Annotated in this window: 29 protein-coding genes; 20 read left to right on the top strand and 9 right to left on the bottom strand. The window is 69.4% G+C overall.

The annotated features are described in order from the left end of the window. Positions 1-109: 109 nt before the first annotated feature. Positions 110-1,087 carry a prolyl aminopeptidase gene (gene pip, locus AB0915_RS13595; RefSeq protein WP_366691238.1) on the bottom strand — a complete coding sequence of 326 codons (978 nt, stop codon included), beginning with the start codon at positions 1,085-1,087 and terminating at the stop codon, positions 110-112. A 63-nt stretch (positions 1,088-1,150) separates the two neighbouring features. Between pip and AB0915_RS13590 the strand changes: the two genes are divergently transcribed. From AB0915_RS13590 to AB0915_RS13575, 4 genes are all read left to right on the top strand, one after another. Then, positions 1,151-1,657, top strand: a complete 507-nt coding sequence (locus AB0915_RS13590) for a hypothetical protein (RefSeq protein ID WP_366691237.1) — start codon at positions 1,151-1,153, stop codon at positions 1,655-1,657. Positions 1,658-1,829: 172 nt separating this feature from the next. Continuing rightward, the gene (locus AB0915_RS13585; RefSeq protein WP_366691236.1) at positions 1,830-2,285 is read left to right on the top strand and encodes a MarR family transcriptional regulator; all 456 of its coding nucleotides are present in this window, start codon (positions 1,830-1,832) and stop codon (positions 2,283-2,285) included. Beyond that, positions 2,282-3,130: an ATP-binding cassette domain-containing protein gene (locus AB0915_RS13580; RefSeq protein WP_366691235.1), complete on the top strand. Its 849-nt coding sequence runs from the start codon at positions 2,282-2,284 to the stop codon at positions 3,128-3,130. Before AB0915_RS13585 ends, AB0915_RS13580 begins: the two co-directional genes overlap by 4 nt. Then, a complete protein-coding gene (locus tag AB0915_RS13575) occupies positions 3,090-3,953 on the top strand; it encodes an ABC transporter permease (protein ID WP_366691234.1) in 864 nt (287 codons plus the stop codon). Before AB0915_RS13580 ends, AB0915_RS13575 begins: the two co-directional genes overlap by 41 nt. A gap of 305 nt (positions 3,954-4,258) precedes the next feature. Here the strand turns inward: AB0915_RS13575 and AB0915_RS13570 are convergent, their stop codons facing one another. Further along, entirely contained in the window at positions 4,259-5,317 is a 1,059-nt protein-coding gene (locus AB0915_RS13570; protein ID WP_366691233.1) for a hypothetical protein, read from the bottom strand. A gap of 313 nt (positions 5,318-5,630) precedes the next feature. Here AB0915_RS13570 and AB0915_RS13565 point away from each other — a divergent pair, with 313 nt between their 5' ends. Further along, a complete protein-coding gene (locus AB0915_RS13565) occupies positions 5,631-6,167 on the top strand; it encodes a GNAT family N-acetyltransferase (protein WP_366691232.1) in 537 nt (178 codons plus the stop codon). 419 nt (positions 6,168-6,586) lie between these two features. On the opposite strand, the gene AB0915_RS13560 is transcribed toward AB0915_RS13565, so the two are convergent. Then, positions 6,587-7,030 carry a Scr1 family TA system antitoxin-like transcriptional regulator gene (locus AB0915_RS13560; protein WP_366691261.1) on the bottom strand — a complete coding sequence of 148 codons (444 nt, stop codon included), beginning with the start codon at positions 7,028-7,030 and terminating at the stop codon, positions 6,587-6,589. Positions 7,031-7,070: 40 nt separating this feature from the next. After that, entirely contained in the window at positions 7,071-7,475 is a 405-nt protein-coding gene (locus AB0915_RS13555) for a hypothetical protein (RefSeq protein ID WP_366691231.1), read from the bottom strand. A gap of 212 nt (positions 7,476-7,687) precedes the next feature. On the opposite strand from AB0915_RS13555, the gene AB0915_RS13550 reads away from it, so the two are divergent. Together AB0915_RS13550 and AB0915_RS13545 are read left to right on the top strand one after the other, a co-directional pair. Beyond that, the gene (locus AB0915_RS13550) at positions 7,688-7,978 is read left to right on the top strand and encodes a hypothetical protein (RefSeq protein WP_366691230.1); all 291 of its coding nucleotides are present in this window, start codon (positions 7,688-7,690) and stop codon (positions 7,976-7,978) included. A 65-nt stretch (positions 7,979-8,043) separates the two neighbouring features. Then, positions 8,044-8,379, top strand: coding sequence for a hypothetical protein (locus AB0915_RS13545; RefSeq protein WP_366691260.1), 336 nt, complete (start codon positions 8,044-8,046; stop codon positions 8,377-8,379). Between the two features lie 26 nt (positions 8,380-8,405). On the opposite strand, the gene AB0915_RS13540 is transcribed toward AB0915_RS13545, so the two are convergent. After that, positions 8,406-8,645: a hypothetical protein gene (locus tag AB0915_RS13540; protein ID WP_366691229.1), complete on the bottom strand. Its 240-nt coding sequence runs from the start codon at positions 8,643-8,645 to the stop codon at positions 8,406-8,408. 21 nt (positions 8,646-8,666) lie between these two features. On the opposite strand from AB0915_RS13540, the gene AB0915_RS13535 reads away from it, so the two are divergent. From AB0915_RS13535 to AB0915_RS13500, 8 genes are all read left to right on the top strand, one after another. Continuing rightward, positions 8,667-9,428: a hypothetical protein gene (locus AB0915_RS13535; RefSeq protein ID WP_366691228.1), complete on the top strand. Its 762-nt coding sequence runs from the start codon at positions 8,667-8,669 to the stop codon at positions 9,426-9,428. A gap of 23 nt (positions 9,429-9,451) precedes the next feature. Beyond that, positions 9,452-10,399 carry a hypothetical protein gene (locus AB0915_RS13530; RefSeq protein ID WP_366691227.1) on the top strand — a complete coding sequence of 316 codons (948 nt, stop codon included), beginning with the start codon at positions 9,452-9,454 and terminating at the stop codon, positions 10,397-10,399. 45 nt (positions 10,400-10,444) lie between these two features. Continuing rightward, the gene (locus tag AB0915_RS13525; protein ID WP_366691226.1) at positions 10,445-11,278 is read left to right on the top strand and encodes a hypothetical protein; all 834 of its coding nucleotides are present in this window, start codon (positions 10,445-10,447) and stop codon (positions 11,276-11,278) included. Further along, positions 11,265-13,649 (top strand): hypothetical protein, encoded by a 2,385-nt coding sequence (locus tag AB0915_RS13520; protein WP_366691225.1) that lies wholly within the window; start codon positions 11,265-11,267, stop codon positions 13,647-13,649. The genes AB0915_RS13525 and AB0915_RS13520 overlap by 14 nt, the downstream gene beginning before the upstream one ends. Positions 13,650-13,750: 101 nt before the next feature. Next, a complete protein-coding gene (locus AB0915_RS13515; RefSeq protein ID WP_366691224.1) occupies positions 13,751-13,945 on the top strand; it encodes a hypothetical protein in 195 nt (64 codons plus the stop codon). Continuing rightward, complete coding sequence (locus AB0915_RS13510; protein WP_366691223.1) at positions 13,942-14,589, top strand: hypothetical protein; 648 nt, start codon at positions 13,942-13,944, stop codon at positions 14,587-14,589. Before AB0915_RS13515 ends, AB0915_RS13510 begins: the two co-directional genes overlap by 4 nt. 42 nt (positions 14,590-14,631) lie before the next feature. After that, the gene (locus tag AB0915_RS13505) at positions 14,632-15,495 is read left to right on the top strand and encodes a peptidoglycan-binding protein (RefSeq protein WP_366691222.1); all 864 of its coding nucleotides are present in this window, start codon (positions 14,632-14,634) and stop codon (positions 15,493-15,495) included. A gap of 20 nt (positions 15,496-15,515) precedes the next feature. After that, complete coding sequence (locus AB0915_RS13500; RefSeq protein ID WP_366691221.1) at positions 15,516-15,764, top strand: hypothetical protein; 249 nt, start codon at positions 15,516-15,518, stop codon at positions 15,762-15,764. An 82-nt stretch (positions 15,765-15,846) separates the two neighbouring features. Here AB0915_RS13500 and AB0915_RS13495 read toward each other — a convergent pair whose 3' ends face one another. Continuing rightward, positions 15,847-16,089, bottom strand: coding sequence for a DUF397 domain-containing protein (locus tag AB0915_RS13495; RefSeq protein WP_366691220.1), 243 nt, complete (start codon positions 16,087-16,089; stop codon positions 15,847-15,849). Next, entirely contained in the window at positions 16,086-16,862 is a 777-nt protein-coding gene (locus AB0915_RS13490) for a helix-turn-helix transcriptional regulator (protein ID WP_366691219.1), read from the bottom strand. Before AB0915_RS13490 ends, AB0915_RS13495 begins: the two co-directional genes overlap by 4 nt. Before the next feature lie 117 nt (positions 16,863-16,979). On the opposite strand from AB0915_RS13490, the gene AB0915_RS13485 reads away from it, so the two are divergent. The 4 genes from AB0915_RS13485 to AB0915_RS13470 all read left to right on the top strand — a co-directional run bounded on the left by AB0915_RS13485 (position 16,980) and on the right by AB0915_RS13470 (position 20,164). Then, positions 16,980-17,408: a hypothetical protein gene (locus AB0915_RS13485; RefSeq protein ID WP_366691218.1), complete on the top strand. Its 429-nt coding sequence runs from the start codon at positions 16,980-16,982 to the stop codon at positions 17,406-17,408. Positions 17,409-17,593: 185 nt separating this feature from the next. Beyond that, positions 17,594-18,541 (top strand): hypothetical protein, encoded by a 948-nt coding sequence (locus AB0915_RS13480; protein WP_366691217.1) that lies wholly within the window; start codon positions 17,594-17,596, stop codon positions 18,539-18,541. A gap of 330 nt (positions 18,542-18,871) precedes the next feature. Continuing rightward, positions 18,872-19,510, top strand: a complete 639-nt coding sequence (locus AB0915_RS13475; protein WP_366691216.1) for a TetR/AcrR family transcriptional regulator — start codon at positions 18,872-18,874, stop codon at positions 19,508-19,510. 36 nt (positions 19,511-19,546) lie between these two features. Beyond that, on the top strand, positions 19,547-20,164 hold the full coding sequence (locus AB0915_RS13470) for an XRE family transcriptional regulator (protein WP_366691215.1): 618 nt from the start codon (positions 19,547-19,549) through the stop codon (positions 20,162-20,164). A gap of 21 nt (positions 20,165-20,185) precedes the next feature. On the opposite strand, the gene AB0915_RS13465 is transcribed toward AB0915_RS13470, so the two are convergent. Further along, positions 20,186-20,881, bottom strand: coding sequence for a GDSL-type esterase/lipase family protein (locus AB0915_RS13465; protein WP_366691214.1), 696 nt, complete (start codon positions 20,879-20,881; stop codon positions 20,186-20,188). 58 nt (positions 20,882-20,939) lie between these two features. Here AB0915_RS13465 and AB0915_RS13460 point away from each other — a divergent pair, with 58 nt between their 5' ends. Then, complete coding sequence (locus AB0915_RS13460) at positions 20,940-21,941, top strand: WD40 repeat domain-containing protein (protein WP_366691213.1); 1,002 nt, start codon at positions 20,940-20,942, stop codon at positions 21,939-21,941. A gap of 41 nt (positions 21,942-21,982) precedes the next feature. Here AB0915_RS13460 and AB0915_RS13455 read toward each other — a convergent pair whose 3' ends face one another. Beyond that, entirely contained in the window at positions 21,983-22,765 is a 783-nt protein-coding gene (locus AB0915_RS13455; RefSeq protein WP_366691212.1) for a TetR/AcrR family transcriptional regulator C-terminal domain-containing protein, read from the bottom strand. Between the last annotated feature and the right edge of the window lie 23 nt (positions 22,766-22,788).

The raw sequence follows: 22,788 nt of genomic DNA, 5'->3' as shown, positions 1-22,788 counted from the left end.
GCAAAATCGCTCCTGCGCTCATAAATGAACAACACGGCCTGTGCTCCGCTGCAACTGCGTGCACGGTGAGGCGGCCCGCCGCAGATCTGCGTGCCGACCCCCGCACGCCCTAGCGCGACGCGAACCGGTCCAGCGCCTCCAGTACCGCCCGGCTGGTCGCCGCGCCGCCCAGATGCCCCGACCCGTCGATCACGGTCAACTCCGCGTCCGGCCAAGCCCGGGCCAGCTCCCAGGCGGTGATCAGCGGCCCGCCCAGGTCGAGCCGGCCGTGCACCAGCACCCCGGGGATCCCGGCCAGCCGCCCGGCGTTCCGGATCAACTGTCCTTCCTCCAGCCAGGCTCCGTTGGAGAAGTAGTGCGAGCAGATCCGCACCAGGGCCTGCTGCGCCCTGCCCGGCCTGCCGCTGTACGGGGGCGGCCCCGCGTATGTCTCGTGGGAGAGCACCGCGTCCTCCCAGGCACACCAGCCCGCCGTCGCCCTCGCCCGTACTTCCGCGTCCGGGCTCTCCATCCGCCGGGCGTACGCGGCGAGGACGTCCGGGGTCGGCTTGCCCGTGGCCTCCGGCACCCCGGCCAGGAACAGGTCCCACGCCTCCGGGAAGATCTGCCCTACGCCCCGGTACAGCCAGTCGATCTCGCTGCGCCGGGTTGTGGTGACGGCCGGGATCACGATCTCGGAGACCCGGTCCGGATGTTCCTCGGCGTACGCCAGGATCAGCGTCGAGCCCCAGGACCCGCCGTACAGCAGCCACGTGTCGATCCCCAGGTGGACGCGCAGTCGCTCCATGTCGGCGATCAGGTGGCCGGTCGTGTTGTACCGCATGTCGGCGGCGGGGTCGCTCGCGTGCGGGGTCGAGCGCCCGCAGCCCCGCTGGTCGAAGAGGACGACCCGGTACCGGTCCGGGTCGAAATACTGCCGCGCCCACGCACCGCACCCCGACCCGGGGCCCCCGTGGACGACGAGCGCGGGCTTGCCGTCCGGATTGCCGCAGACCTCCCAGTACACGAGGTTGCCGTCGCCGACGTCGAGCATCCCGTGGTCGTACGGCTCGATCGGCGGGTACTTCTCGTCGGGTTCACGGTCCATGGCGGTGTCCTTCCGGTCCGAGGGCAAAGGGGCCAGACTACGGCGGGGCGTAACCTGGCTGCCGTGAATTCCACCGCCCGGATCCTGGCCGTACTCGACGAACTGCTCACCGAAGCGGGCCCGGAGGAGCGCGGCGCCCTGTGGCAACTGGCTGAACAGGGGCGTGAGTTGGACGCCAATCTGGTGCGTCTGCCGCCCGGCGCCGAGGTCGGTGAGCATCAGGAGGACATCCTCGACGTCCTCCTCGTCGTCATCGCGGGCAGCGGCCGGGTCCTCGCACGCACGGGCACGGGCACGGAGACGCTGGAGCTGACCCCCACCACGGCCGTCTGGCTTCCCCGCACCTCCCGCCGCGCCCTCGCGGCGGGCCCGGACGGGCTCGCGTACCTGACCGTCCACCGCCGCCGCCCGGGTCTGACCATCAAGCCGTCGGTCCACGCGTCGGTGGCGCACGAAGGCGGCGAGGGGCCCTGCATGCTGGACCGGGTCTGCCCCGAGTGCGGCCGCCTCTCGCCGGACCCGGCGCCGGTGTTCTGCAGCCGGTGCGGGGAGCGGTTCCCGGAGGGGTGAGATGACGGCGGGCGGAGCATCCGCGTGCTGCCCGCGTCCGAAGTGGACTTCGCGGTCCTGCCGTAGCAGGGGGCGCGGCCGCGCCCCGGCCCGTTGACGCACTGCTCGGCGGTGGCCCCCTTCGCCGGTGCTCTGCCACGTAATACGTCGCAAACAGAGGTAAAATGGACGGGTGGTGGCGGGTGATCTCCCCGATGAACTCGCCGGACTTCTGCTCCGCATCCAGCGGCTCGCCCGGCGGCGGCTGTGGGGCGGTCTGCCCACGCCCCGGCTGCGCGGAGCGCACGCGGAACTGCTGCGCCTGGTGGCCGCCCGGCCCGGAATTCGGGTCTCGGCGGCCGCGCGCGAACTCTGCCTCGCGCCCAACTCCGTTTCCACCCTGGTCAACCATCTGGTCGCGGAAGGCCTGTTGCGGCGGGAGCCGGACCCCGGCGACGGGCGGGCCGCGCTCCTCCACGCGACCCCGGCGGGCGTCGGCCGGCTGCGCGACTGGCGGGCCCGGCGCGAGGCGCTCTTCCGCGAACACGTGGCGAAACTCGACGCCGCCGACCGGGCCGCGCTGACCGCCGCGCTTCCGTCACTGCGCAGACTCGCCGAGTCACTGCGCGAAGGAGAGGAGACCCTATGACTCCCGCCCTCCGCTGCACCGGTCTGACCTACTCCTTCGGCACCTCGAAAGCCGTAGACGGCTTGGACCTGCTCGTCCGCCCCGGCGAGGTCTTCGGACTCCTCGGGCCCAACGGCGCGGGCAAGACCACCACCCTGCGTGCGATCACCACGCTGCTGCCTGTACCCCCCGGCGTCATCGATGTGTTCGGCCACGACGCGGCCCGGCAGAAGATGGCCGTACGGCGTCTGCTCGGTTACGTGCCGCAGCAGCTGTCGGCCGACGCCAGTCTCACCGGCCGGGAGAACGTCGCCCTCTTCGCCCGCGTCTTCGACGTGCCCCGTCGGCAGCGCGCGGCCCGTGTCGGGCAGGCGCTGGACGCGGTCGGGCTGGGTCCCGAGGCGCACCGGCTCGCCGCCACGTACTCCGGTGGCATGGTGCGCCGCCTCGAACTCGCTCAGGCGCTGGTCAGCGCACCCCGCCTGATGATCCTGGACGAGCCCACCATCGGTCTGGACCCGATCGCCCGCGACAGTGTCTGGGACCGCATCAACGAAATCCGCGTCGGCACCGGGATGACGGTGCTGGTCACCACCCACTCCATGGACGAGGCGGACCAGCGCTGCGACCGGCTCGCCCTGATGCATCTGGGCAGCTTGCGCGCGCTCGGCACGCCCGCCGAGCTCAAGAGCGAACTGGTCGCGCACCGAGAGGAGTCCGGCGATACGGATCTGCCGTCACCGACCTTGGAGGACGTCTTCCGGTACCACTCCGGAAGCGGCCTGGGCGACCCCGGTTCTCCCGGAGAGAAGGGAGCTTTCAACGATGTCCTCCGTACCCGTCGCACCGCATCACGCCGCGGCTGAACCGGGCTCGCCCGATGGCCGCTTCGCCCTCCTCCTGGAGCCGCCGCCCGCCCGCACGGGCTGGCGCGTCGTCCCCGCACGGGTGGCGGCGATGTGCGCCGTCGAACTGCAGAAGTTGCGCCACGACCGCACCGAGATCTACACCCGCGCCGTCCAGCCCGCGCTCTGGCTGCTGATCTTCGGCCAGACGTTCTCCCGTATCCACGCCATCCCCACCGGCGGCGTCCCGTATCTCGACTTCCTGGCGCCCGGGATCATCGCCCAGTCCGCCATGTTCATCGCGATCTTCTACGGCATCATGATCATCTGGGAGCGGGACTCCGGCGTCCTCACCAAGCTCATGGTCACGCCGACGCCCAGGACCGCCCTGGTGGCCGGCAAGGCCTTCGCCGCCGGGGTGAAAGCCGTGATCCAGGCGGCGGTCGTCATCGTGATCGCCGCGGCGCTCGGCGTCGGCATGACCTGGAATCCGCTGCGGCTGCTGGGCGTGGTCGTGGTGGTCGTTCTCGCGTCGGCGTTCTTCTCCTGCCTGTCGATGTCGATCGCCGGGATCGTCCTCACCCGTGACCGGCTGATGGGGATCGGTCAGGCCATCACCATGCCGCTGTTCTTCGCCTCCAACGCGCTCTACCCGGTCGCGCTGATGCCCGGCTGGCTCCAGGCGATCAGCAAGGCGAATCCGCTGAGTTACGAGGTCGACGCCCTGCGCGGACTGCTCATCGGCACGCCGGCCCACCTCGGCCTCGATGTCGCGGTACTCGCTCTCGCCGCGTGCGTCGGCATCGCCGCCGCCGGTTCGCTCCTCGGCCGGCTCGCCCGCTGACCGCGTCGTACGACGGTTCTCGGCGATTCGGGCCCGAATCCCGGCTGGGGCATCCCAGCCGGCCGTCGCGCCACGGTCTATCGCGTCGACGGCGGCGTCACGGCGGGGCATGTCATCGCCGAGCGGGTCGACTGGGGATTCCTGTCGATTCCGGGAGGAGAGGTCAGCCCCCTGCTGAAGGAGGATCGGGACAGACTGAACGAGTGTTCTGACGGCCGGATCCTCTGGCTCTAGCCCCATCCACCACCAGGCCCCGGACGCGCTCTTGCGTCTGGGGCCCGCTGTTGGCACCGCACGCTGCCTCCTCAGCGCGCGTCCTGCAGGTGCCACAGATGCAGGGACGTCCGGTCCGCGGAGACCGTGTACCAGGTGCCGTCCCCCGCCGATCGGGGAGATCCCGAGACAGGGAAGGGATAGGAGACTTCGCCGCGCAGGGTCATCCCGCGCACGTCGACGAGCCAGTGGCGGGGGACGTCCGCGTAGTACTCGGTGCCGGCCACGGCGGTGTCGTCGTACGGGAACGCCGCCTCGTAGTCCCAGCGAACGCGGTCGTCGTCCTTGCCTGAGGGAGGGGGCACGGCTTCCTCGGCGTTCAGACGCCGCAGTTCCATGCCGTCCTCCGCCCGGTGCAGGTAGAGGGCCCACTGCCCCGGATCCGTGGTCAGGAAGTGCTCTCCGGACGGGCTCACGGCGAGAAAGACCTCCTCGACGAACCGCTCAACAGTGAGCTTGGAGCCGTCCCAGTGTCCCCACAGCGCGGGCGAGTCCTCCTCGCCCTCGGCGACAGTCAGCCCCATGATCGCCGGGTTCGGATGGGGGAAGTGGAGGGAGCCCGATCCCACGGTCATCGTCTCGGCGCGGGTCAGCACCGTGCCGTCGACGGGGTCGAGGATCAGCCATTCCTCCTCGATGTCGCCCTCCACATAGGTGCGGATGTGGGCCCAGAGGAGCTTGCCGTCCGAGGAGAAGGCCGCCGAGCCGCTGTCCGCGTGGGCGTGGTGGTGGTCGCCGGCGTACTCGGAGAACGAGGCATGGGCCTTGGTGCACTCGGCAGCGGACCAGCAACCGTGCCGGATCTCCCACCGCACGGCGCCGGTCGCATCCACGGCTCGCAGCGCGTGCACGCCGGCGAACACGGCGACATCCCCCGTGGGGGAGACCGTCACCGAGCCGTACTGGCGAGGCCAGGGCGCGGGGAAGCGTACCTCCGTCCCCTCCCCGTCCAGGTCGCGGACGGCCAGCTCGGTGTCACCGCGCTGCACCAGCAGCCTGCGCCCAGGCCAGCGCAGCACCTGTGGAGCGTCTGCCGACGCCGGATCCAGCGGAGCGGCGACCGTGGCAATGAGACGAGCGGCGAAGGTCACGGAATCCTCCGAGATGGGTGGCGCGAGATGCGAGTACCTGACGCCTTCACCTTACGGAGGGAGGCCGACGGCGCTGCTCCAGAAGTCGGAAACTGAGCAACGCACGACGTACGGCCCCGGGTGCGTTCCTCAAAAGGGGCTCACCTGCGGACCTTCGGGGCTGGGGGTCCGGCCTGGTAATTGCTGCCTCAGGCGGTTCCTTGCCGCAGGCGGCGACTTCAGGTGCTGTAGCGGTGCAGGGCTTGTCCAGGTCCCGTTCATGCTGGTGAAAGTGGTTTGCGGGCACGGTGTCCGGTGGTGAGCGTCGCCGTCCATGACCCCGACTCTGCGCACTGAGCGACTGCTCTTGGACCCCTACATCCCCGAGGACGAAGAGGGCTTCATGGCCCTGTTCCAGGATGTGAGGGTGTCGCGGTGGATGGGTGACGGCCCGGCTCCCGAGGCAGAGGATCGGGCCCTTTTCGGGCGGATTTTCACGAAGGTCTATGCCCAGAACCTGTTCGATGTCTGGGCCGTTCGCAGGGACGGTCTGTTGATCGGGCATGCCGAGATCAAGCCGACCGATGTGGTCGGGGGCCACGAGATCGTCTACGCGCTGGCTCCAGCGGTGTGGGGATCGGGCCTGGGGACGGAGTTGGCCGAGGCCGTCGTCGCCTATGGCTTCGGCACTCTCGGGCTGACCGAGGTGCACGCCACTGTGGCTGCAGCGAACAGCGCCTCGCTGACGTTGCTGGGCAGGATCGGCTTTGAGCACGTCCGGGACATCAGCGAGGACGACGGCAGCACCACTCGCGTGCTGACCCGCACCTTGGCCGCCACGGAAGGGTCCTCGCCGGCCCCGCACGGGTGAGTGAGACGGATACCTGGCCCGGCAACCGGAAGCCCTTGGATGGGGTCTCCCCTGCTCGAACGAAGCTGAGAGCTTGGGGAAGGAGCTACCAGGGCTTGTGGCCAACGCGGCGAGCGGGTGTGCCGGGCAGTGCGACGGGGCAGAGCTTGCCGGGACTGGGGCGCCTGCCGCGTGCGCGGCCGGTAGAACCAGATCGTCAGCAGCGTCGGTGCGAGCCCCACCCAGAAGACCACCTGCAACGCCCCGGTCCGTCCACGGCACTGCCGCGTTCGCCATCGCGCAGAGAGTCCCCAGCACCGCCTGCACGAGCACCAGCCGCGCCCAGAACATCCGCCGCACCAGCGACCGCACGCTCAGTTGCACCCCCGCACGCAGCTTCCGGTAGCGCCGCCACGCGCCGAACGCCCAGACCACCCCGATCAACGCCAGGACGTAGCAACAACGGCCAGCAAGGATTCCAGCTCGACGGGGTCCACGGGCACATCCGGCAACAGCCTCAGCATGCGCTGCACGTCCGCCACCGTCCGCACGTAGGCGAGGCGGATCCGTTCAGCCGTCTCCAGCAGAACGAACGGGCCGTTGAGCCCCGCGTGGGTCGTCCGGTCCGGCGCCATCACCTGAATCTGTACGTTCCGCAGCTGAGCGACATCGAGGATGTGGCGGAGCTGTTCTTTGCATACCTGATGGCCTCCGGTGGGCCGCGTGAGCGGATGCAGTTCCAGCACGAAGCCGATGTCGGCCGCCGGTCTGCGGGTATGAAGCTTCTGCCGCTCCATTCGAGCCACGACCCGTCCCTCGATCTCCTCGTCGTCGAGAGCCGGGTGGTGGTTGGTGAAGAACGAGACGGAGCCTGCCGAGTCCAGGCTGCCGAGCCATGGCGAAATGACTCGCTTCTTTACCTAGCTAGACCCCCGAGGTCAGAGGTAAGAAATACCTGCCAGCAGGAGAAATGTGAACGCGATACCTCCGACGATCCAGGGCACTGTGCCGCGGCCCCGCTGTTCCACCACCTCCGAGTAGCCGGGTTTTTTTGGAGTCATAGATCACATCCAGCCGCTGACCGACACCAACCGGAGGAAATCTATACGGCATGCTGTCGCAGTAATAGCGCAGGCCTGCGACTTCGTACTCCAGGCGTAAGGTGACCAGACCTTTTCCGTCAAAGGCCTTATTGACGCACACGGCGCGAATGACGACACCTCTGCGACGAAGATTTCCATTGCGCCAGATAAATAGAAGCGCCCCGGCCAGTACGGGAATTCCGAAGACCAGAATATCCATCGCATATCCGTGCAGCCCGTCAAGCATGATCCCGCACCTCTCCAGCTCCACCCGAATCCAGCAATCCGGAATTCTAGCCGTTCGCAGACCTGGGAACCAGTAACTCTGCCTCCGAATACATGGGTCATACGTGTAACGGGACCGGCCGCATCGCGGCCTCCCGCGCCATCCGGCCTGGCGCGCTCGTCAGCGCGCGCCGGGCCACCCCACCACCTCGCCCTGCACAGAGGAGTTCCCGCATGCCCGGCTTCAACGTCAACGCCGCCCGCGCCCAGCGCCTCGAAGCGCTCGGCCGCGCCTGGACCTTCACGCTCGACGACGACACCTTCGAGCTGCCGACCGAGCTCGGCCGCGGCACCGCCCGCAAGCTCCGCGCCCTCGACGACAACGACGTTGACGGGCTCCTCCAACTCCTGCTCGGTGAGCAGCAGTTCGGGCGCTTCGAGCGGCACGACATCACCATGCAGGACATCGCCGCGATCCTGGAGGCCTACGGCAAGGAGACGGGGCTGGGCCTGGGGGAAGACTGAGCCTCGACGCGCTCGTCGACGAGCACGCCGAGGCCATCGAGGCGGACCTGCTCCGCCACTACGGCATCGACCTCCTGGACTGGCACCGCGGCCGGCTCACCTCACGCCGGCTCGCGGTGCTAGTCCAGCACATGCCGCGCGACAGCGCCCTCACACGTGAGTTGCATGGCGATGCCGCCGAATGGAGCGTGACGGACTACCTGCTGGCTCACGTGGTGGACCTGTTCCAGGAGGCCAATTGGATGTTCGCCACCGTCAACCGGGACGAAGACAGTGACCCCCTTGACTGCCCGGAGCCCATCCACCGCCCCGGGCAGGCGGAGCCGGCCCGAAAGGACACATCGGGCGAGGACGCGACCACGCTGCCGCCCCCGCAGGAACTCAGCAGGTTCTTCGCCTGAGATCCCGTCCTCAGTTCGCCCGGGCACTAGGAAAAGAAATAGAGGGAAGCGCCGCCACCGAGCAAGAGAGCCCCGATACCCAGAGTGATCAGCACGTTCCTCTTGACTCGCGCAGCCGCCTCCAGATCCCCCTTCTCCCTCTCTTCGTCAACCGCGCCACGCATTACGAGGAAGAAAATGATAAAAATGGCACCTAATGCCGACATGATGACCCCAGCGCCCCTCGCCAAGATCTGCATCCCGGTCGCATCTGCAAGCTGAGTCATTCCCCACCCTCACTCTGCTCCATGGAGGCCATTGCGCCGCAATCCTTGCCGCGAGAGATCAGAAAGTCAAGGTATACGCAGACGAACTGGGAATCGAGCATGGGTAAACATACGACAGATGAAATCTACGATAAACTGTCAGACCTTGAATTTTCAGTCAAACCCTCCCGCTCAAACGGAAACTCGTCGCCAGTTACGGACAGAGAACTCAGCCAGCAGATAACAGGGTTAAAAAAGGCCATCGCGGATGGGCCGCAGGACAAGAAGACAGACTTCAAGGGCGCCCTCCAGGAGCTTCCCGTTCTGAAGGAGATTCTCGCGGTCCTCAAGGCAGGAGGCGGGCCAGCCTACATAGTGCTTGGGATCGTGGCGATCAAAGCAGGGCTTTCCGCTATCGGAATAAAGCTATTCGACATCCAGAAAGCTACCCAGGCCCTCTCGCGCAAGTTGTCCAACGGTAAGGAAGTGACAACGAACGAGAATGGCCGAATAACCCGTGCCGTTCCCGAGCAACCTCAGGGCATGAGACTTCCGTCATTGGAGCAAGTCAATGACGTGACGGAAGCAATCAAAAACCTGAATGGCGAAATACACACCTACAGCTCCAGAGCGCGAGAGCTTCCTTCCTCCCGGGAGTTGAAGCGGCTCGCCGACTCCGCCGGACGTCTGACCGCGGCCGCCGGGAAGCATGCCGACGTCGGCCACCTCGCTAGCGCCACGCACACCCTCACCGAGCGCTTTCAGGAACTCTCCCGTGCCGTCGGCGGCACCAGCGGCACCTGAAGCTGTCGATCGGAGGATCTCCCATGGCACTTGTCCCGTCCCTCAACCGCGCCATCACCGCGCTCAACCGCCTCCGCTCAGCGGCAGGTTCGACCGGCGGCGCCCTCAACACCATCAAGAGCAGAGCAGGGCAGGCCGACGTCTCTCTCGGCAAGTCTGCTGGCTCCACGAAGAAGTTCAAGACCTCGCTCGACCACCTCAAGTCCTCGTCCGGCAAGGCCAACACCGCCCTCCGCGACGTAAAACGCCAGTCCGACGCCGTGGAGAAGTCCGTCGGCAAGGCCGGCAAGGCCGCCACCGGCGGCGGCAAGTCCATGGGTGGTCTTGGGAAGGGGCTCAAGGGCGCGACCCTGGCCCAGAAGGGCCTCAACACCGCCATGAAGGCCAACGCCTTCGGGCTGGTCATGACGCTGCTCGCGCCGATCATCGGGCAGTTCATCAATATGGACAAGGTGTCCAAGGCCCTGGCGGCGGGCGTGAAGTGGGCCTGGAATGCCATCTCCGGGGCCATCAAGTCGCACGCCGGGCCCATCAAGGGTGTGATGAAGGGCATCATCAACTCCTTCACCGCCCTGCCCCGCGCCTACATCAGCGGAATCAACGCCATGATCGGCGGCCTGAACGGGATTCACGTCAAGATTCCCGGCTGGGTACCGGTCTTCGGCGGCAAGGAATTCGGGATCCACATCCCCAAGATCCCCAACATTCCGACGCTCGCCGAGGGTGGCGTCGTCTCCGCCCGCTCCGGCGGCCGCCTCGCCGTCATCGGTGAGGGCGGCGAGGACGAGGCCGTCATCCCGCTGTCCAAGCTGAGCCGCATGCTCGGCCACCACCCGGGAGGCGGCGCCGCGCTGCACCGGCTCGCCGCCGCCGTCGAGGCGCTCGCCGATCGGCCCGTGCACGTACAGGTCGACTCGCAGACCATCGCCCGCGCCGTGTTCCTGGGGCAGCGCCAGCTCGCCCGGCGGTAGTCGCCCCTCCTCCAGAACCCGTACGAGAACCCGGAGGTACACGCCATGCCCAGCAACCTGTGGATAGGCCCCCCAGGGGCCCTCTACGAGATCGACCAGGCCGCCACGTCCTTCGACCGCAGTGTCGAGCTCGGTGTCAGCGAGTTCAAGTCGCTCGGCGGCCGCATCACCGTCACCCGTACCCCGGCTCCCTCCCGCCGGATGAAGCTGAGCTGGGACCGGCTCCCGCCCGTCGACGCGCGGGTCCTGGACGGGCTCGCCCGGCGCGTCGCCGGCGGCCCCGGACCGGTCCTGGTCATCGACCCGGCCGCCGGCAACGTCCTCGGCGCCGCGCAGGCCGCGGGCCGCGGCGACACCGGGGCGGCCGGGCTTCAGCAGTGGTTCAAGGTGTCGACGACCGGGACCGTCGCGGAAGTCGCCGCGGCGCCGGGGACGTTCACGTTCACAGCCGCCGACGCGACCAGCAAGGTGGCCTGGCGGAGTGTGCCGTGGGGCGGCAACTTCCCCGTCGCGCCTGGCACCCGTGTCTCCTTCCGTGCCCCTGCCGCCTTCGCCGCCCTCGGCACCGTCGGCGTCAACATCGACTTCAAGAAGGCCGACGGGAGTTATCTGTCCGGGCCCACGGCCGGCGGCCCGTACATCGCCACGACCGTGCCCGCCGGAGCCGTGTACGCCACCCCGTGCGCGACTCCGGGCACGGCGGGCACCTACTCCCTCGCCGGTGCCTGCTTCGCGTACGACGACGGGGCCGCGCACACGACCCCCGGCGACGGCCTGCCGCCGCTCGCCATCACGTCGTACAGCGACAGTCCCGGGCGGCCGCTGCCCTACCGCAGCATCAGCGTCGACCTGGTGGAGGTGTCCGGTGCAGCGGGCTGACGACGCCACCAAGGCAGCGCTCGCCGCCGGGGAGCGCACCACCACGCACATCACCCGGCTCGGCGGTACGGACGTGTCGGCGCAGGTGCAGTCGTGGCAGGTGGAGCGGTCGTACGCGACCGATCTGCCCGCCGCGATGCGCGCGTTCTCCGGAAGTTCGGCGGCCCAGTTGCAGCTCCAACTGGGCGGTATTACAGGCAAGTTGGCGCCCGAGCTCTATTCCGCGTGGGCCGGCCACGCCACCGGTGACCTCGCCCGCCCCGGGCAGAGCGTCACCCACGCGACGGGTGTGGGGGCCGGCGCCACCCTGCCCGCCTTCCGCGGCACCCTGCGCAACCGCAGTGCCGCATCCGGCTCCGACACCGTGCAGCTCACCGCGCTCGACGGCGCCGAGCGGCTGCGGGCACCAGCCGAACTCCCGCGCCCGTACACCGGGTTGTACTGGGGGCGCCCGGTCTCCAGCGCCACCTGGTGCGTCGACGAGCTGCTGCGGCAGGCCGGGCTGCTGACCAGTCCGCCGGCGCGCGCGCCCCAGTTCGTCGCAGGACAGCCTCTGACCCTCGTGCACGCCACTCTGCACGGCGGGTTCACCACCCCGTACGGCATGCCCGAGGACCTGCCCGACCCGCGCCACTACACGTGGTCGCGCACCGGCGCCCCGCACGAGATGGCCCTGGTGCCGCGCGGTCTGCCCGCGGGCGACAGCGGCATCACCGCCTCGTGGTTCCCGCGCAGCCGGGTCACCGTGCCCGGCAGCAGGCTGCTCGCCGAGGCGTGGGTGAACAACGCCGTCGGCATCGGCTCCACCGTCCGCCTCGACCTGGAGCTGAACCGCACCGGGACGGCCGTCGGCACCATCTCCCTCGCCGTCGACTTCACCAACGGCACCGTCCTGGCGACATCGCTCAGCTCCGATCCCGCGGTGCCGGGCAGCGCACTGCAGTGGGGCTCCAACGCCGCCGCGATGAAGTCGCAGCGCGGCGTCTGGCACATCGGCGCGTACGTCGATGTGTACGCGTCGACGAACAACCAGGCTCTGCCTTCGGTCATCCCGCTGCTCACCGCGCCGGACGGGACCACCTGGGTTGGCGGTGCCGCCGTCTTCACGGCGGCCACCGGGCCCCAGCCCGTCGCCGAGCTGCGCAAGGTCCGCCTCGTCACCTCCATGGCGACCGAGAGCGTCCAGGTCACCAGCGGTCTGACCGGTCCACCGAGCGTCGCCGAGTTCAGCCAGTCGGGCACCTGGAGCAAGACCGCAGAACTGGACGAGGTGATCCTGCCGCTGCGCACCGTGCCCAGGGTGACCGGTTCGCAGTGGGACGCGATCGGCCAGATCGCCAAGGCGAGCATGTCCACCGCGGAGATCGACGAGCGCGGGCGTTTCCGGTGGCGCAACTTCACCCGGTTCGCCACTGAGCCGACCGTCCCCGACCTGACCCTGACCTCCGTACGCGACATCGCCGCGCTCACCGTCACCGAGGAGATCGACGCCTGCCGCAACTTCTGCACCCAGCCCGCCAAGGACTGGGGCGCGGCGCGCACCGTCGGGGGGGAGGCCGTGTACGACACCGTGGTGCGGGAGATCCCTGGAGGCGGTTCCCTCACCATCTCGTACGCCTTCGGCGAGGACGAGCTGGACGTGGGCCCGCCGGACACCGACGACGACTCGGTGATCACCCTGGGATCCACCTTCCGGGTCGCGACCCGGAACGCGGTGGGCACGACCGCGGTCAAGGGCGCGGTGGACGCGCTCGTACGACGCGAGGACGGCACGATCGTGCTGCGCCTGACCAACCGCACCTCGACGCGGCTCTACACCGTGGCCAAGGACGGTTCACCGTCCATCCGCATCGTGCCGATGCGCCCGGACCGGGGTCCGGTGGAGCGGCAGGCGGTCGCCTACGTCCCCGGCGGCGACAGCGAGCGCTGGTACGGACGCCAGGAGTTCTACGGCGAGCAGTCCGACTGGGTCCAGGACCTGGCCACTGCACAGCAGTTGGCAGAGGCCATGCGCAGGGCCGGCCAGTACCCGGTGCCCGTCCTCGAGGACGTCCAGGTCCTGCACGATCCGCGCATCCAGCTCGGCGATGTCGTCCGCGTGGTGGACACGACGGGCGCGGCCCTCGACACGCTCGCCTGGGTCGTCGGCATCACCACCTCGTCGGCGGCGGGCGGCGGCGTCCAGCAGACGCTGAGCCTGCGCGGGGTGAGGGCCAACGGCGTACCGGCGGACGCGGGACTGACTCCCGATGCGCCCGCGCTGCCGCCCGCGCCGAACACCGCGCCGGCCTACGCGTCCGTCGCCACCGCCTACCCGACCCTCGCCGCCCTGCTGGCGGCGAACCCGACGTGGGCGGACCTGACGGACTGACCTCGCGCCCGTCCCTTGCCCGCCCCACGTCACGCCGTACGAAGCCACGTCACCCCACGTCACGCCGTACGAAGTCACGTCGTGTGAAACGGAGCCCCGCCATGTCCGAACCCTCGCCGGATCCCACTCCCCAGCCGCCGCCCGACGACCTGATGCGCGAGCTGGCCGAAGCCCTCGCCCGCGCGACGGACCCCTACGCCCCCGCACCGGAGGAACCCCAACAGCAGCCCTCCGACGGCCTGTTGACCGTCACGGTCGACCCCATCGAACCCGCACCCCAGGAGGAGTCCGCATGACCACCCAGTACACGCCGATCAGCAGCCTCCCCTACCCGCAGGCCTCCGACCCCGCCGATCTGCCGGCCCATCTGAAGGCCCTGGCGGACGCCGCGGACGGGCGTACCGTGCTGCGCTTCCCCGACACGGCTACGCGCGACGCCAAGCTGGCCGCTCCCGTCGCGGGCATGGTGGCCTGGATCGGCACCCCCGGCCGGATGATGTACTACACCGGCACCGCCTGGGTCCCGGTGGCTCCGGTGCCGGTCTTCCGGGTCAACCTCGACGACGGGGACACCACGTCCACCACGTACGTGGAAACCCTCGCGAACGCCGGCGGCGACCCCATGGCGGCGACGTTCACGGTGCCCGCGTCCGGCCAGGTCATCATCACCGTGGGCAGCTACATACGTACCTCCACCACCGCGACGTCCTTCATGTCGGCGAACATCCGCAACGCCTCCAACGTGATTGTGCTCGCCGCCGACGACAACCGCGCCGCCGCCGTGTCGATCCCCAACAGGACGTCGGTGTCGGCCCAGTTCCAGGTCACAGGCCTTGCCATCGGCACGACCCACACCGCGACACCGGCCTACCGGTCCAGCGCCAGCACGAACACGTCGTTCTTCGACACGCGTTTCATCCGTGTGGACCCCATCCCGTAAGGGCCCCTGAACGCCTTCGAGCCAAGGCACTTGGAGCACATTGTGGCGACACCCCTGACCGCGTACGCCTTCGCCCGCGCCCTGCGCGACGAGGGCGTACGCCTCGCGGAACACACCGACAAGCTGAACTGGCAGACCCACAACCGCAATCACAAGGGCCCCTGGGGCCCGGTCAACGGCGTGATGCTGCACCACACCGCGGGCCGCGACAGCCTCACCCTGTGCCGCGACGGCACCGCCGCCCTGCCGGGCCCGCTGTGCATCGGCCTCGTCGCCAAGGACGGCACCGTGCACCTGGCCGGTTACGGCCGCACCAACCACGCGGGCGCCGGTTCGTCCGCCGTGTTCGACGCCGTACGCGCCGAGCGCCCGCTCCCCGGCCCGCCGGGACCGGACGCCGTCGACGGCAACACCCACTTCTACGGCTTCGAGATCGAGAACCTCGGCAACGGCCACGACCCCTATCCGGCGGCCCAACTCGCCGCCGTGGAACGCCTTTCGGCCGCCCTGTGCCGCGCCCACGGCTGGTCGGCGGCGAGCGTGATCGGGCACAAGGAGTGGACAGGGCGGAAGATCGACCCGTCGTTCTCGATGCCGGGGATGCGGATGCGGATCGAGGCGCGGCTCGGGGTGCGGCCCGTGCCGCCCGCTGCCCCGTCGTACGCGCCGTTCCCGGGTGCCGGCTTCTTCGTCCCGGGCCGCCGCAGCGACCTCGTCACCGCGGTCGGCCGACGGCTCGTCGCGGAGGGCTGCGGGCGCTACCACGTCGGGCCCGGGCCCGTGTGGGGCGAGGCCGACGTCCTGTCGTACGCCGCCTGGCAGCGCAGGCTCGGGTACGTGGGGGCCGCGGCGGACGGGGTTCCGGGGCGCGCGAGCTGGGACCGGCTCGGCGTACCCCGCACCTGAGACCCGGAAAGGAGACCCCCATGAGCGAGGGCACTGTCGCCGTCGAGCTGGAGCGGCTGCGCCGCAGCGTCGACGTCGGATTCGCCACCACGCGCGGCGACCTGGCGCTGCTGCTGCAACGCGCCGACCAGACCGACAAGACGCTCGGCGAGCACGAGGAGCGCCTGGACGCCCTGGAGCGCACCCGCTGGCCGCTGCCGTCGCTCGCGGCCCTGACGTCCTGCGCGGCGCTGGCCGTCGCGGTCTGGGAGGCGACGGGGCGCCACTGATTAAGCGAAGGAGCACGTGAAGGGGCCGGGAGGTTTTCACCTCCTGGCCCCTTCACGCATATACAGCTGCACCTACGGCACCCTATTGAGCGGTGGCGTATCCCAGGAAGGCGGTCCAGGCGGCGGGGGAGAGGGCGAGGGCGGGGACGGTGAGGTCCTTGGAGTCGCGGACGTGGACGGTGTGGGGGCAGTTCGCGACCTCGATGCAGTTGCCACTGTCCTCGCTGCTATGGCTGGACTTGGACCAGGCAAGGGCAACCTCGACGCAGTTGCCGCTGTCGTTGCCGCTGTAGCTGCTCTTGATCCAACTGAGGCCGGTGCTCATCGTTCCTCTGCCGCCTGTTCGATCAGTTTCATGGACTCTTCGGGGCTGAGAGCCTGCGCCCGCAGAATGCCATACTTCCCGAACAGGTTGCCCAGAGTCGGCTGTTCGCTGATGAAGAAGCTGCCGCCCTGCCCTTCGATGTAGGCGAGTTGGCGCCGCTCCTTGGTCTCCAGAAGGACGAACGGTCCGTCGAGTGCGACGTGGACCTCCCTGTCCGGCGACATCACCTGCATCTGTACGTTGCGGAGCTGGGCGACATCGAGAATGTGCCGCAGCTGCCTACTGCGCACATGACGCCCCCCGATGGGTCTGATGAGGGCGCTCAGCTCCAGTACGAATCCGATGTCCGGTGTGGGCTTGCGAGTGAAGAGGCTCTGGCGTTCCAGACGGGCTGCGACGCGCCCCTCGATTTCCTCATCGTCGACCGATGGATGGGTATGGCCCAGGACCGCGCGGGCGTACTCCTCGGTCTGAAGCAGCCCGGGCACTACATGCGTCTCGTATTCGTGCCTGGCAGACGCTGTCGCTTCCTCAGCGGCGAACTGCTCGAACCACGAGGCCAAATGGCTGAACACCAGCTCGGTCCCGGCCGCCAGCAGTGCACCTTGTGCACCCAGCGCCTCATCCGCCCGCGTGACGAAGTCGCCCTTCGGCGGCCGTTGCCCCCGCTCCACCATCGCCACCTGCGACTTCGAGAAGCCGATCTTCAGCCCCAGGGCTTCCTGCGACAGCTCCGCCCGCTCCCGGAAGAAGCGCAATAACGTCCCGAACATCTGGGCGTTGCCACCCCCTTGGCCACCGGAGTGCACAACCCACCTCCCGAGTGCACAACAGTGCACAGACGCCTTGTGTCCCTGGTCACGGTACGTGTGGGGCGCGACGCTTTCCGTATGGAACGGAAAAGTTCACTGGACCCGGTGCCCTCGTGGGTGCCTGCGAGCGGGCATGCCCTTCGTTATGCGGGCATTCACTTCGACGCCGTACGGATCACCGGCATGCGGGGCGAGCAAGTGGCGTACGAGTTGATGCAGTTCACCGACTTCCGGGCGGGTCCCGTCGTGCGCTCGCGGATCGGGGCGCGGAGCACGTATTTTCTGTTGCCGCCGCAAACCGTGACCGCCTACCGCTGGCCGGCCGGTGCGGAGGCGATGAGCCGGGGCGGACGGACAGCGGCGTTCGTCGGGGTGCCCGCGCTGCACGGGCTCACCTGGCCCCTGGATTGGCGCTCGCTGCCGACCGCGGAGACGCCGTTCGTGGATGCGGCGTTGCTGCACGAGCTGACTATGGGAGTCCTGGCGGATGAGGCGGAGGTCTCCTGAAGGGGCCCTCACGGCAGGCGCGTTGCCGGGTGCAATGTCCGTTTGCGTGGTGAAGGGGGAGCCGGGTGCGGTACGGTGACGTCGTCATCACGCTCTGTATGCAGCCGCATACGGGGCGGCCCCCGGCGGTGCTACCAACACCAGTCCGAGGGCCTTCACCACAAGTGGAACGAGAGTCCACCGGGATGCTTTGGCATGCTATCGCGCCGTCTCGGCGCTTCACGAAGGCTTCGCACGACGTGGTGCGTCATCCGCGTCTGAACAGTGACGCGAAGATTCTGCTCCTGTACGTGCAGGGGCTCCCCGAAGGTCTGGCCGACAAGCCGCTCAGCGAGCATGCGCGGCAGCTGGGGATCACGGGGCGGGCCTATCAGCGGGCCAAGAGGATGCTGGTCGAGGACGGGTTCCTGCACGAGTGGCATCAGCAGAACGACCGGGGGCGGTGGGTGACCGTACAGCTCTTCGCCAACTCCCCGGTCACGGGCGCGGCGGCGGTCGGGCTCCGGGACGGGTGGGGTGCCGAGGTGCCACCGAGTGCGCAGAAACGGACGGTCGATCAGCCGAGGGGTCGGGTTATCGGTGGCTATGAACCGGTAGATGAAGAACTGGGGAAGAACTCATCCCACCCACCCACCGAAGCTGAACCCGAAGCTGAATCCGCGCCGGAAGTGGCCGAGGGCGAGCGGGTGTTGCTCTCGCTGCGGCATGCGCACCGGGAGCTGCATCTGGGGGCGCGGGAGGCGCGGGGTCTCGCGGAGGCCGCCGCCGAGTGGTTGCGGCGCGGGGCCTCGGCTGCTGACCTGCGGCGGGCGCTGACCAGTGGGCTGCCCGAGGGTGGGGTGCGATCCGCTGTGGGGTTCCTGCGGCACCGGCTCGTACAGAAGCTCCCGGAGGCGGTACCGCCACCCACCGTCGACGTCCGGCCCGCGCCACGGGTCGCCGAGTTGGTGGTCTGTGAGGGGCCCGGTGAGGATCACGTGTTCCGGCCCGTGGGGGACGAGACGCGCTGCGGTCCGTGTCGCGGGGAGGGGGCCCGGGCGTACGGGGCCGCCGCGTACGCGAAGCAGCCGTCCCATACCCCGTGGCGGGACCGCGTCGCCGCCCTCGCCGCGAGCTCGACAGAGACGACCTGACGGGGATCAGGTCGTCTCGTATCCGCCGATCCGACCCGTGCTGTGTTTCGGGTGAGCCCGTGGCTTACTTGGAAGCGAGTCGGCAGTTCGGGGTCCCACATCTCGGTGACGCACACCGCAGGCACCGTCCACACCCGCGGCCGTTCTTACCGACCACAGGGGCGGGTCGGCGTCGATGTCGTCACCGTCGGTGTCGGGACAGGCCATGGCTCCACGATGTCAGACGTCGTCGTCCGGCGACGCGCCGCTGCCTGTGGGTGTGGCGGATCCGCCGCCGTCGGGGCGCAGCGAGGACAATGACAGCGACTTCGGGCCGACGAAGGAGGACTTGTGGTGAATGCCGTGGTGAGCCGCGGAACAGGGGTGACCGAGTCCGCCGAGGACCGGGCGCAGTGGCGTGGCCGGCTCCTGCGGGCCGGGCGGGACCTGTTCGCCGCATACGGCTACGCAAGCACGACCATCGAGCAACTGTGCGCCGAGGCGCGCGTGCCGATTCGCGCGTTCCATCAGCAGTTCACCTCGCGGGAGGCGCTGTTGATCGCGCTGTACGACGAGGTGGCGACCAGTGGACTGCGCGCGTCCGAGGAGGCGATGCTCTCCGACGACATGGAGGAGTGCTCGACGGAGGAACGGTTCCGTCGCCTCTTCGCCGCCTATGTGGGCGGGGTCACCGCTGATCCGCGTGCCGCGCGGGTGGCGTTCGTCGAGGTGCTGGGCGTGAGCCGCACCGTCGACGAGCACCTCGCGATGTGGCGGACGATGTGGTCCGAGTTCCTGACCTGTGAGGCCGAGCGTGCCGCCGAGCGGGGTGAGGTGGGTGACGGCGACCAGCGGGTCGCGGTCACGGTGATGACCCACTCCGTCGAGGAACTCCTCGCCCATCACGCCCGCCGCCCCCGCCAGGTCACGCCCGACTGGCTGACCGAAGAGCTCACGCGGCTCTCCCTGACGATGCTCGGTTCGCCCTGACCGCCCCTGCTCTCCCGTACGGCGAATAATGGGCAGATGGGAGACGGAGCGAAGGCGGATGCGGGTGCCGGCGATGAGTTCGCCGCTGTCCTGACCGGGGTCGGGTCGCGCCTGAGGGCCCTGCGCCGGGAGCGCGGCACGACCCTCGCCCAGCTGGGCGAGACGACCGGGATCTCGGTCAGTACCCTCTCCCGCCTGGAGTCGGGCGGCCGCAAACCCACCCTGGAGCTGCTGCTGCCGCTGGCCAAGGCGTACGGGGTCCCGCTCGACGAACTCGTCGGCGCCCCCGCCACGGGTGACCCCCGCGTCCATCTGCGCCCCTTCACCCGCGGCAGCAGAAAGTTCATGCCGCTGACCCGCCACCTCGGTGGCCTCCAGGCGTACAAGATGGTGCTGCCCGGCGGGCGAGGGGCGACCGGGCCCCTGGAGCCGCGGGTGCACGAGGGCTACGAGTGGCTGTACGTGCTGGCGGGGCGGCTGCGGCTGGTGCTGGGCGAGCACGATGTCGTACTGACCACCGGGGAGGTCGCCGAGTTCGATACGCGTACGCCCCATGCCTGGTCCAGCGCGGGGCCGGAACCGGTCGAGATTCTCAGCCTGTTCGGGCCGCAGGGCGAACGGATGCATGTGCGGGCCCGGCCCACCAAAAAGTGAGGGCGCCGGGACGGCCGGGCGTCACGCTTCCGCGCGGCCGCCCGCGTACGGTCCGCCCATGCCCCACGCCTGGTGCATCGCGTCGGCGAATGTCGCGGCCAGCTTCTGCTCGCCCGTGGGACCGGGGTGCGTGCCGTCGTACGTGTCCGTGTGGATGTCGTACCCGGGCGGGCGCGACGCCAGCAGGATCGGTGACATCGGCTCGTCGAGGTCGGCGACAGCCTTTGCGAGGAGCTCGTTGAAGCGGTCGCACTCGGCGGCGAACGGAGCGTCCGACTCGGCCCGTATGTTCGGGATGACCGGCAGGAGGACGGTCTTGATGTGCGGGTTCGCGGTGCGGGCCGCCGCGATGAACGCGCGGGCGTTCTCGGCGGTCTGCCCGCTCTCCGTGTAGAAGCCGAGATCTATCAGGCCGAGCGAGACGAGCAGCACGTCGGCACGCGACGCGCTGACCACGTCCGCGATCACCGGGGCCATGTGCAGCCATCCCTCGCCCCAGCCCGCCAGATGGCGGCGGGCCCGGGCGGGGAAATCCGGGGCGCCGTACGCGTACGAGACCGGGGTGTTCGTCGCGGTGTCGTACAGCTCGGTCCGGGGGCCGACGATCTCGTACGGACCGTCGAAAGCCGCTTCGAGGTGCTGCCACATGCGGTAGCGCCAGGTGAAGTCGCCGGCGCGGCCGATGGTCATGGAATCGCCGACGAACAGAAAACGCATGGCGCCATCATCGCGGATCAACGCGCGGAGCTGCGACGTGACGATGGACACTTGGTCCATGCGTTCGTATCTGACAGTCACCGGTGCCGCCGCGCTGCTCGTCCTCACCGGGGCGGCAGCCGCCCCGGCCACGGCCGACGACGGGTCCGCCGACCGCAGCTTCACGATCGAGGACCCCCGGATCACCGAGTCCAGCGGTCTCGCCGCGAGCCGCGCCCACCCGGGCATCTACTGGACGCACAACGACAGCGAGGACGGGCCGTACGTCTACGCCGTCGATTCCCGCACCGGGAAGACCGTCGCGACGATCACCATGCGGGGGGTGGGGCGGCCGCGCGATGTCGAGGCGATCTCGCTCGGGCCCGACGGCAATCTGTACGTCGGTGACATCGGCGACAACCTGAACGGCAGCTGGGACCACGTCTGGATCTACCGGTTCCCGGAGCCGAAGGTGCTGAAGGACGCGACGGTCCGGGCGACCCAGTTCGACGTGAAGTACGCGGACGGGGCGCGCAACGCCGAGGCGCTGATGGTCCACCCGAAGACCGGCCGGGTCTACATCGCCTCGAAGAACGAGGACGGCGGCGGACTGTACGAAGGGCCCGCCGAGCTCTCCACCGGACGGACCAATGTGTTCCGGCGGGTCGGCGAGGTGCCGTGGGTGACGGACGGTGCGTTCTCGCCGGACGGGAAGGAACTGGTGCTGCGGTCCTACTTCAGCGCCCGTGGCTACGCGTTCAAGGACGGGCGGCTCGGCGCCGACCACCCGGTCAGCGCGCCGTTGCAGAGACAGTCCGAGTCGGTGACGTACACGGCGGACGGCTCGGCGCTGATGTTCGGCTCGGAGGGCGCACGGAGCGACGTGGTGCGGGTGGACATCGCAGGCGCGGACAGGAACGGCGGCGACGCCAAGTCGCCGTCGAAGGACGGCGGCGGTGCGTCGGCCGTCGCCGGTGACGGGAGCGGCAACCAGACGAAGGGCAGCACCCTGGTCGGAGCATTGGTGCTCGCCGCCGTGGGCGCACTCGTCTTCATGAACCGGCGCCGCAAGCGCGGCTGACCGCTGCCCGGTTTCCATCGGTGCACGGCCAGGGCGCCGCGTCACCCCCTGGTGCGCCTCTCGACGAGCACTTCGAAGCCGTCGATCAGCCGTTGCAGGCCGAACGCGAAGTGGTCGTTCTCGTAGCTGAACGCGTCCTCGGAGAGCCCTGCCATCAGCGGATAGTCGCCGCTCCTCATGGCCCGCTCCAGGTAGGGGCGCTGGTCCTCCCAGAAGGCGTCATTGCTCAGCCCGGTCTGCTGCACGGCCTCGGTGGCCTGGAGCCGGGTGCGGGCGATGCCTTCCACGAAGCTGTTGACCGTGATGATCGTCGAGATCAGCTCCGGGTCGGTCAGACCCATGCCCCTGATACCCGCGAGGGCCAGTTCGAGACCTCGGAGGGCGCTGGGGCCGAGGACGGTACGCGCCTGGTTGATCTTGAGCAGCCAGGGGTGGCGGCTCAGCTGTTCCAGGTAGGTGCGGGCCATGGTGTCGAGGGCGGCGCGCCAGTCCGCCGGTCCGTCGGCCGGGGTGGCGTCCAGGGGTTCGCCCAGGACGTGGTCGAGCATCAGGTCGAGCAGCTCGGCCTTGCCGGGGACGTACCTGTAGAGCGACATCGTGCCGGTGCCCAGATCGGTGGAGAGCCGGCGCATCGAAAGGGCGGCCAGGCCCTCCGCATCGGCGATCGCCACGGCGGTGGTGACGATCCGGCCGAGTGTGAGAGCCGGTTTGGGGCCGCGGCTGGGGCGGTCGCCGGTGCCCCAGAGGAGCTCCAGGCTGCGCGCGATATCGCCACTGCCGGCCGTCGTTCCGTCCGCGCCACCCGCTGAATCGCTCTTCGTCATGAGCTCAGCGTAAGCCTCTGGAC

Origin of the sequence: Streptomyces sp. NPDC048411, assembly GCF_040704695.1 — a bacterium.
In the GTDB taxonomy this organism is placed as follows: Bacteria; Actinomycetota; Actinomycetes; order Streptomycetales; family Streptomycetaceae; genus Streptomyces.
Note: the sequence above shows the minus strand (reverse complement) of the source record. Positions and strands in the feature narration are given on the sequence as shown.

Coding starts and splice junctions, on each gene's coding strand:
- AB0915_RS13565 (WP_366691232.1), top strand. CDS start 5,631: ATGACCCCGACTCTGCGCACTGAGCGACTGCTCTTGGACCCCTACATC.
- AB0915_RS13480 (WP_366691217.1), top strand. CDS start 17,594: ATGCTTTGGCATGCTATCGCGCCGTCTCGGCGCTTCACGAAGGCTTCG.
- AB0915_RS13485 (WP_366691218.1), top strand. CDS start 16,980: ATGGAACGGAAAAGTTCACTGGACCCGGTGCCCTCGTGGGTGCCTGCG.
- AB0915_RS13465 (WP_366691214.1), bottom strand. CDS start 20,881: ATGCGTTTTCTGTTCGTCGGCGATTCCATGACCATCGGCCGCGCCGGC.
- AB0915_RS13500 (WP_366691221.1), top strand. CDS start 15,516: ATGAGCGAGGGCACTGTCGCCGTCGAGCTGGAGCGGCTGCGCCGCAGC.
- AB0915_RS13455 (WP_366691212.1), bottom strand. CDS start 22,765: ATGACGAAGAGCGATTCAGCGGGTGGCGCGGACGGAACGACGGCCGGC.
- pip (WP_366691238.1), bottom strand. CDS start 1,087: ATGGACCGTGAACCCGACGAGAAGTACCCGCCGATCGAGCCGTACGAC.
- AB0915_RS13490 (WP_366691219.1), bottom strand. CDS start 16,862: ATGTTCGGGACGTTATTGCGCTTCTTCCGGGAGCGGGCGGAGCTGTCG.
- AB0915_RS13510 (WP_366691223.1), top strand. CDS start 13,942: ATGACCACCCAGTACACGCCGATCAGCAGCCTCCCCTACCCGCAGGCC.
- AB0915_RS13580 (WP_366691235.1), top strand. CDS start 2,282: ATGACTCCCGCCCTCCGCTGCACCGGTCTGACCTACTCCTTCGGCACC.
- AB0915_RS13550 (WP_366691230.1), top strand. CDS start 7,688: ATGCCCGGCTTCAACGTCAACGCCGCCCGCGCCCAGCGCCTCGAAGCG.
- AB0915_RS13525 (WP_366691226.1), top strand. CDS start 10,445: ATGCCCAGCAACCTGTGGATAGGCCCCCCAGGGGCCCTCTACGAGATC.
- AB0915_RS13530 (WP_366691227.1), top strand. CDS start 9,452: ATGGCACTTGTCCCGTCCCTCAACCGCGCCATCACCGCGCTCAACCGC.
- AB0915_RS13470 (WP_366691215.1), top strand. CDS start 19,547: ATGGGAGACGGAGCGAAGGCGGATGCGGGTGCCGGCGATGAGTTCGCC.
- AB0915_RS13535 (WP_366691228.1), top strand. CDS start 8,667: ATGGAGGCCATTGCGCCGCAATCCTTGCCGCGAGAGATCAGAAAGTCA.
- AB0915_RS13495 (WP_366691220.1), bottom strand. CDS start 16,089: ATGAGCACCGGCCTCAGTTGGATCAAGAGCAGCTACAGCGGCAACGAC.
- AB0915_RS13515 (WP_366691224.1), top strand. CDS start 13,751: ATGTCCGAACCCTCGCCGGATCCCACTCCCCAGCCGCCGCCCGACGAC.
- AB0915_RS13540 (WP_366691229.1), bottom strand. CDS start 8,645: ATGACTCAGCTTGCAGATGCGACCGGGATGCAGATCTTGGCGAGGGGC.
- AB0915_RS13575 (WP_366691234.1), top strand. CDS start 3,090: ATGTCCTCCGTACCCGTCGCACCGCATCACGCCGCGGCTGAACCGGGC.
- AB0915_RS13460 (WP_366691213.1), top strand. CDS start 20,940: ATGCGTTCGTATCTGACAGTCACCGGTGCCGCCGCGCTGCTCGTCCTC.
- AB0915_RS13555 (WP_366691231.1), bottom strand. CDS start 7,475: ATGCTTGACGGGCTGCACGGATATGCGATGGATATTCTGGTCTTCGGA.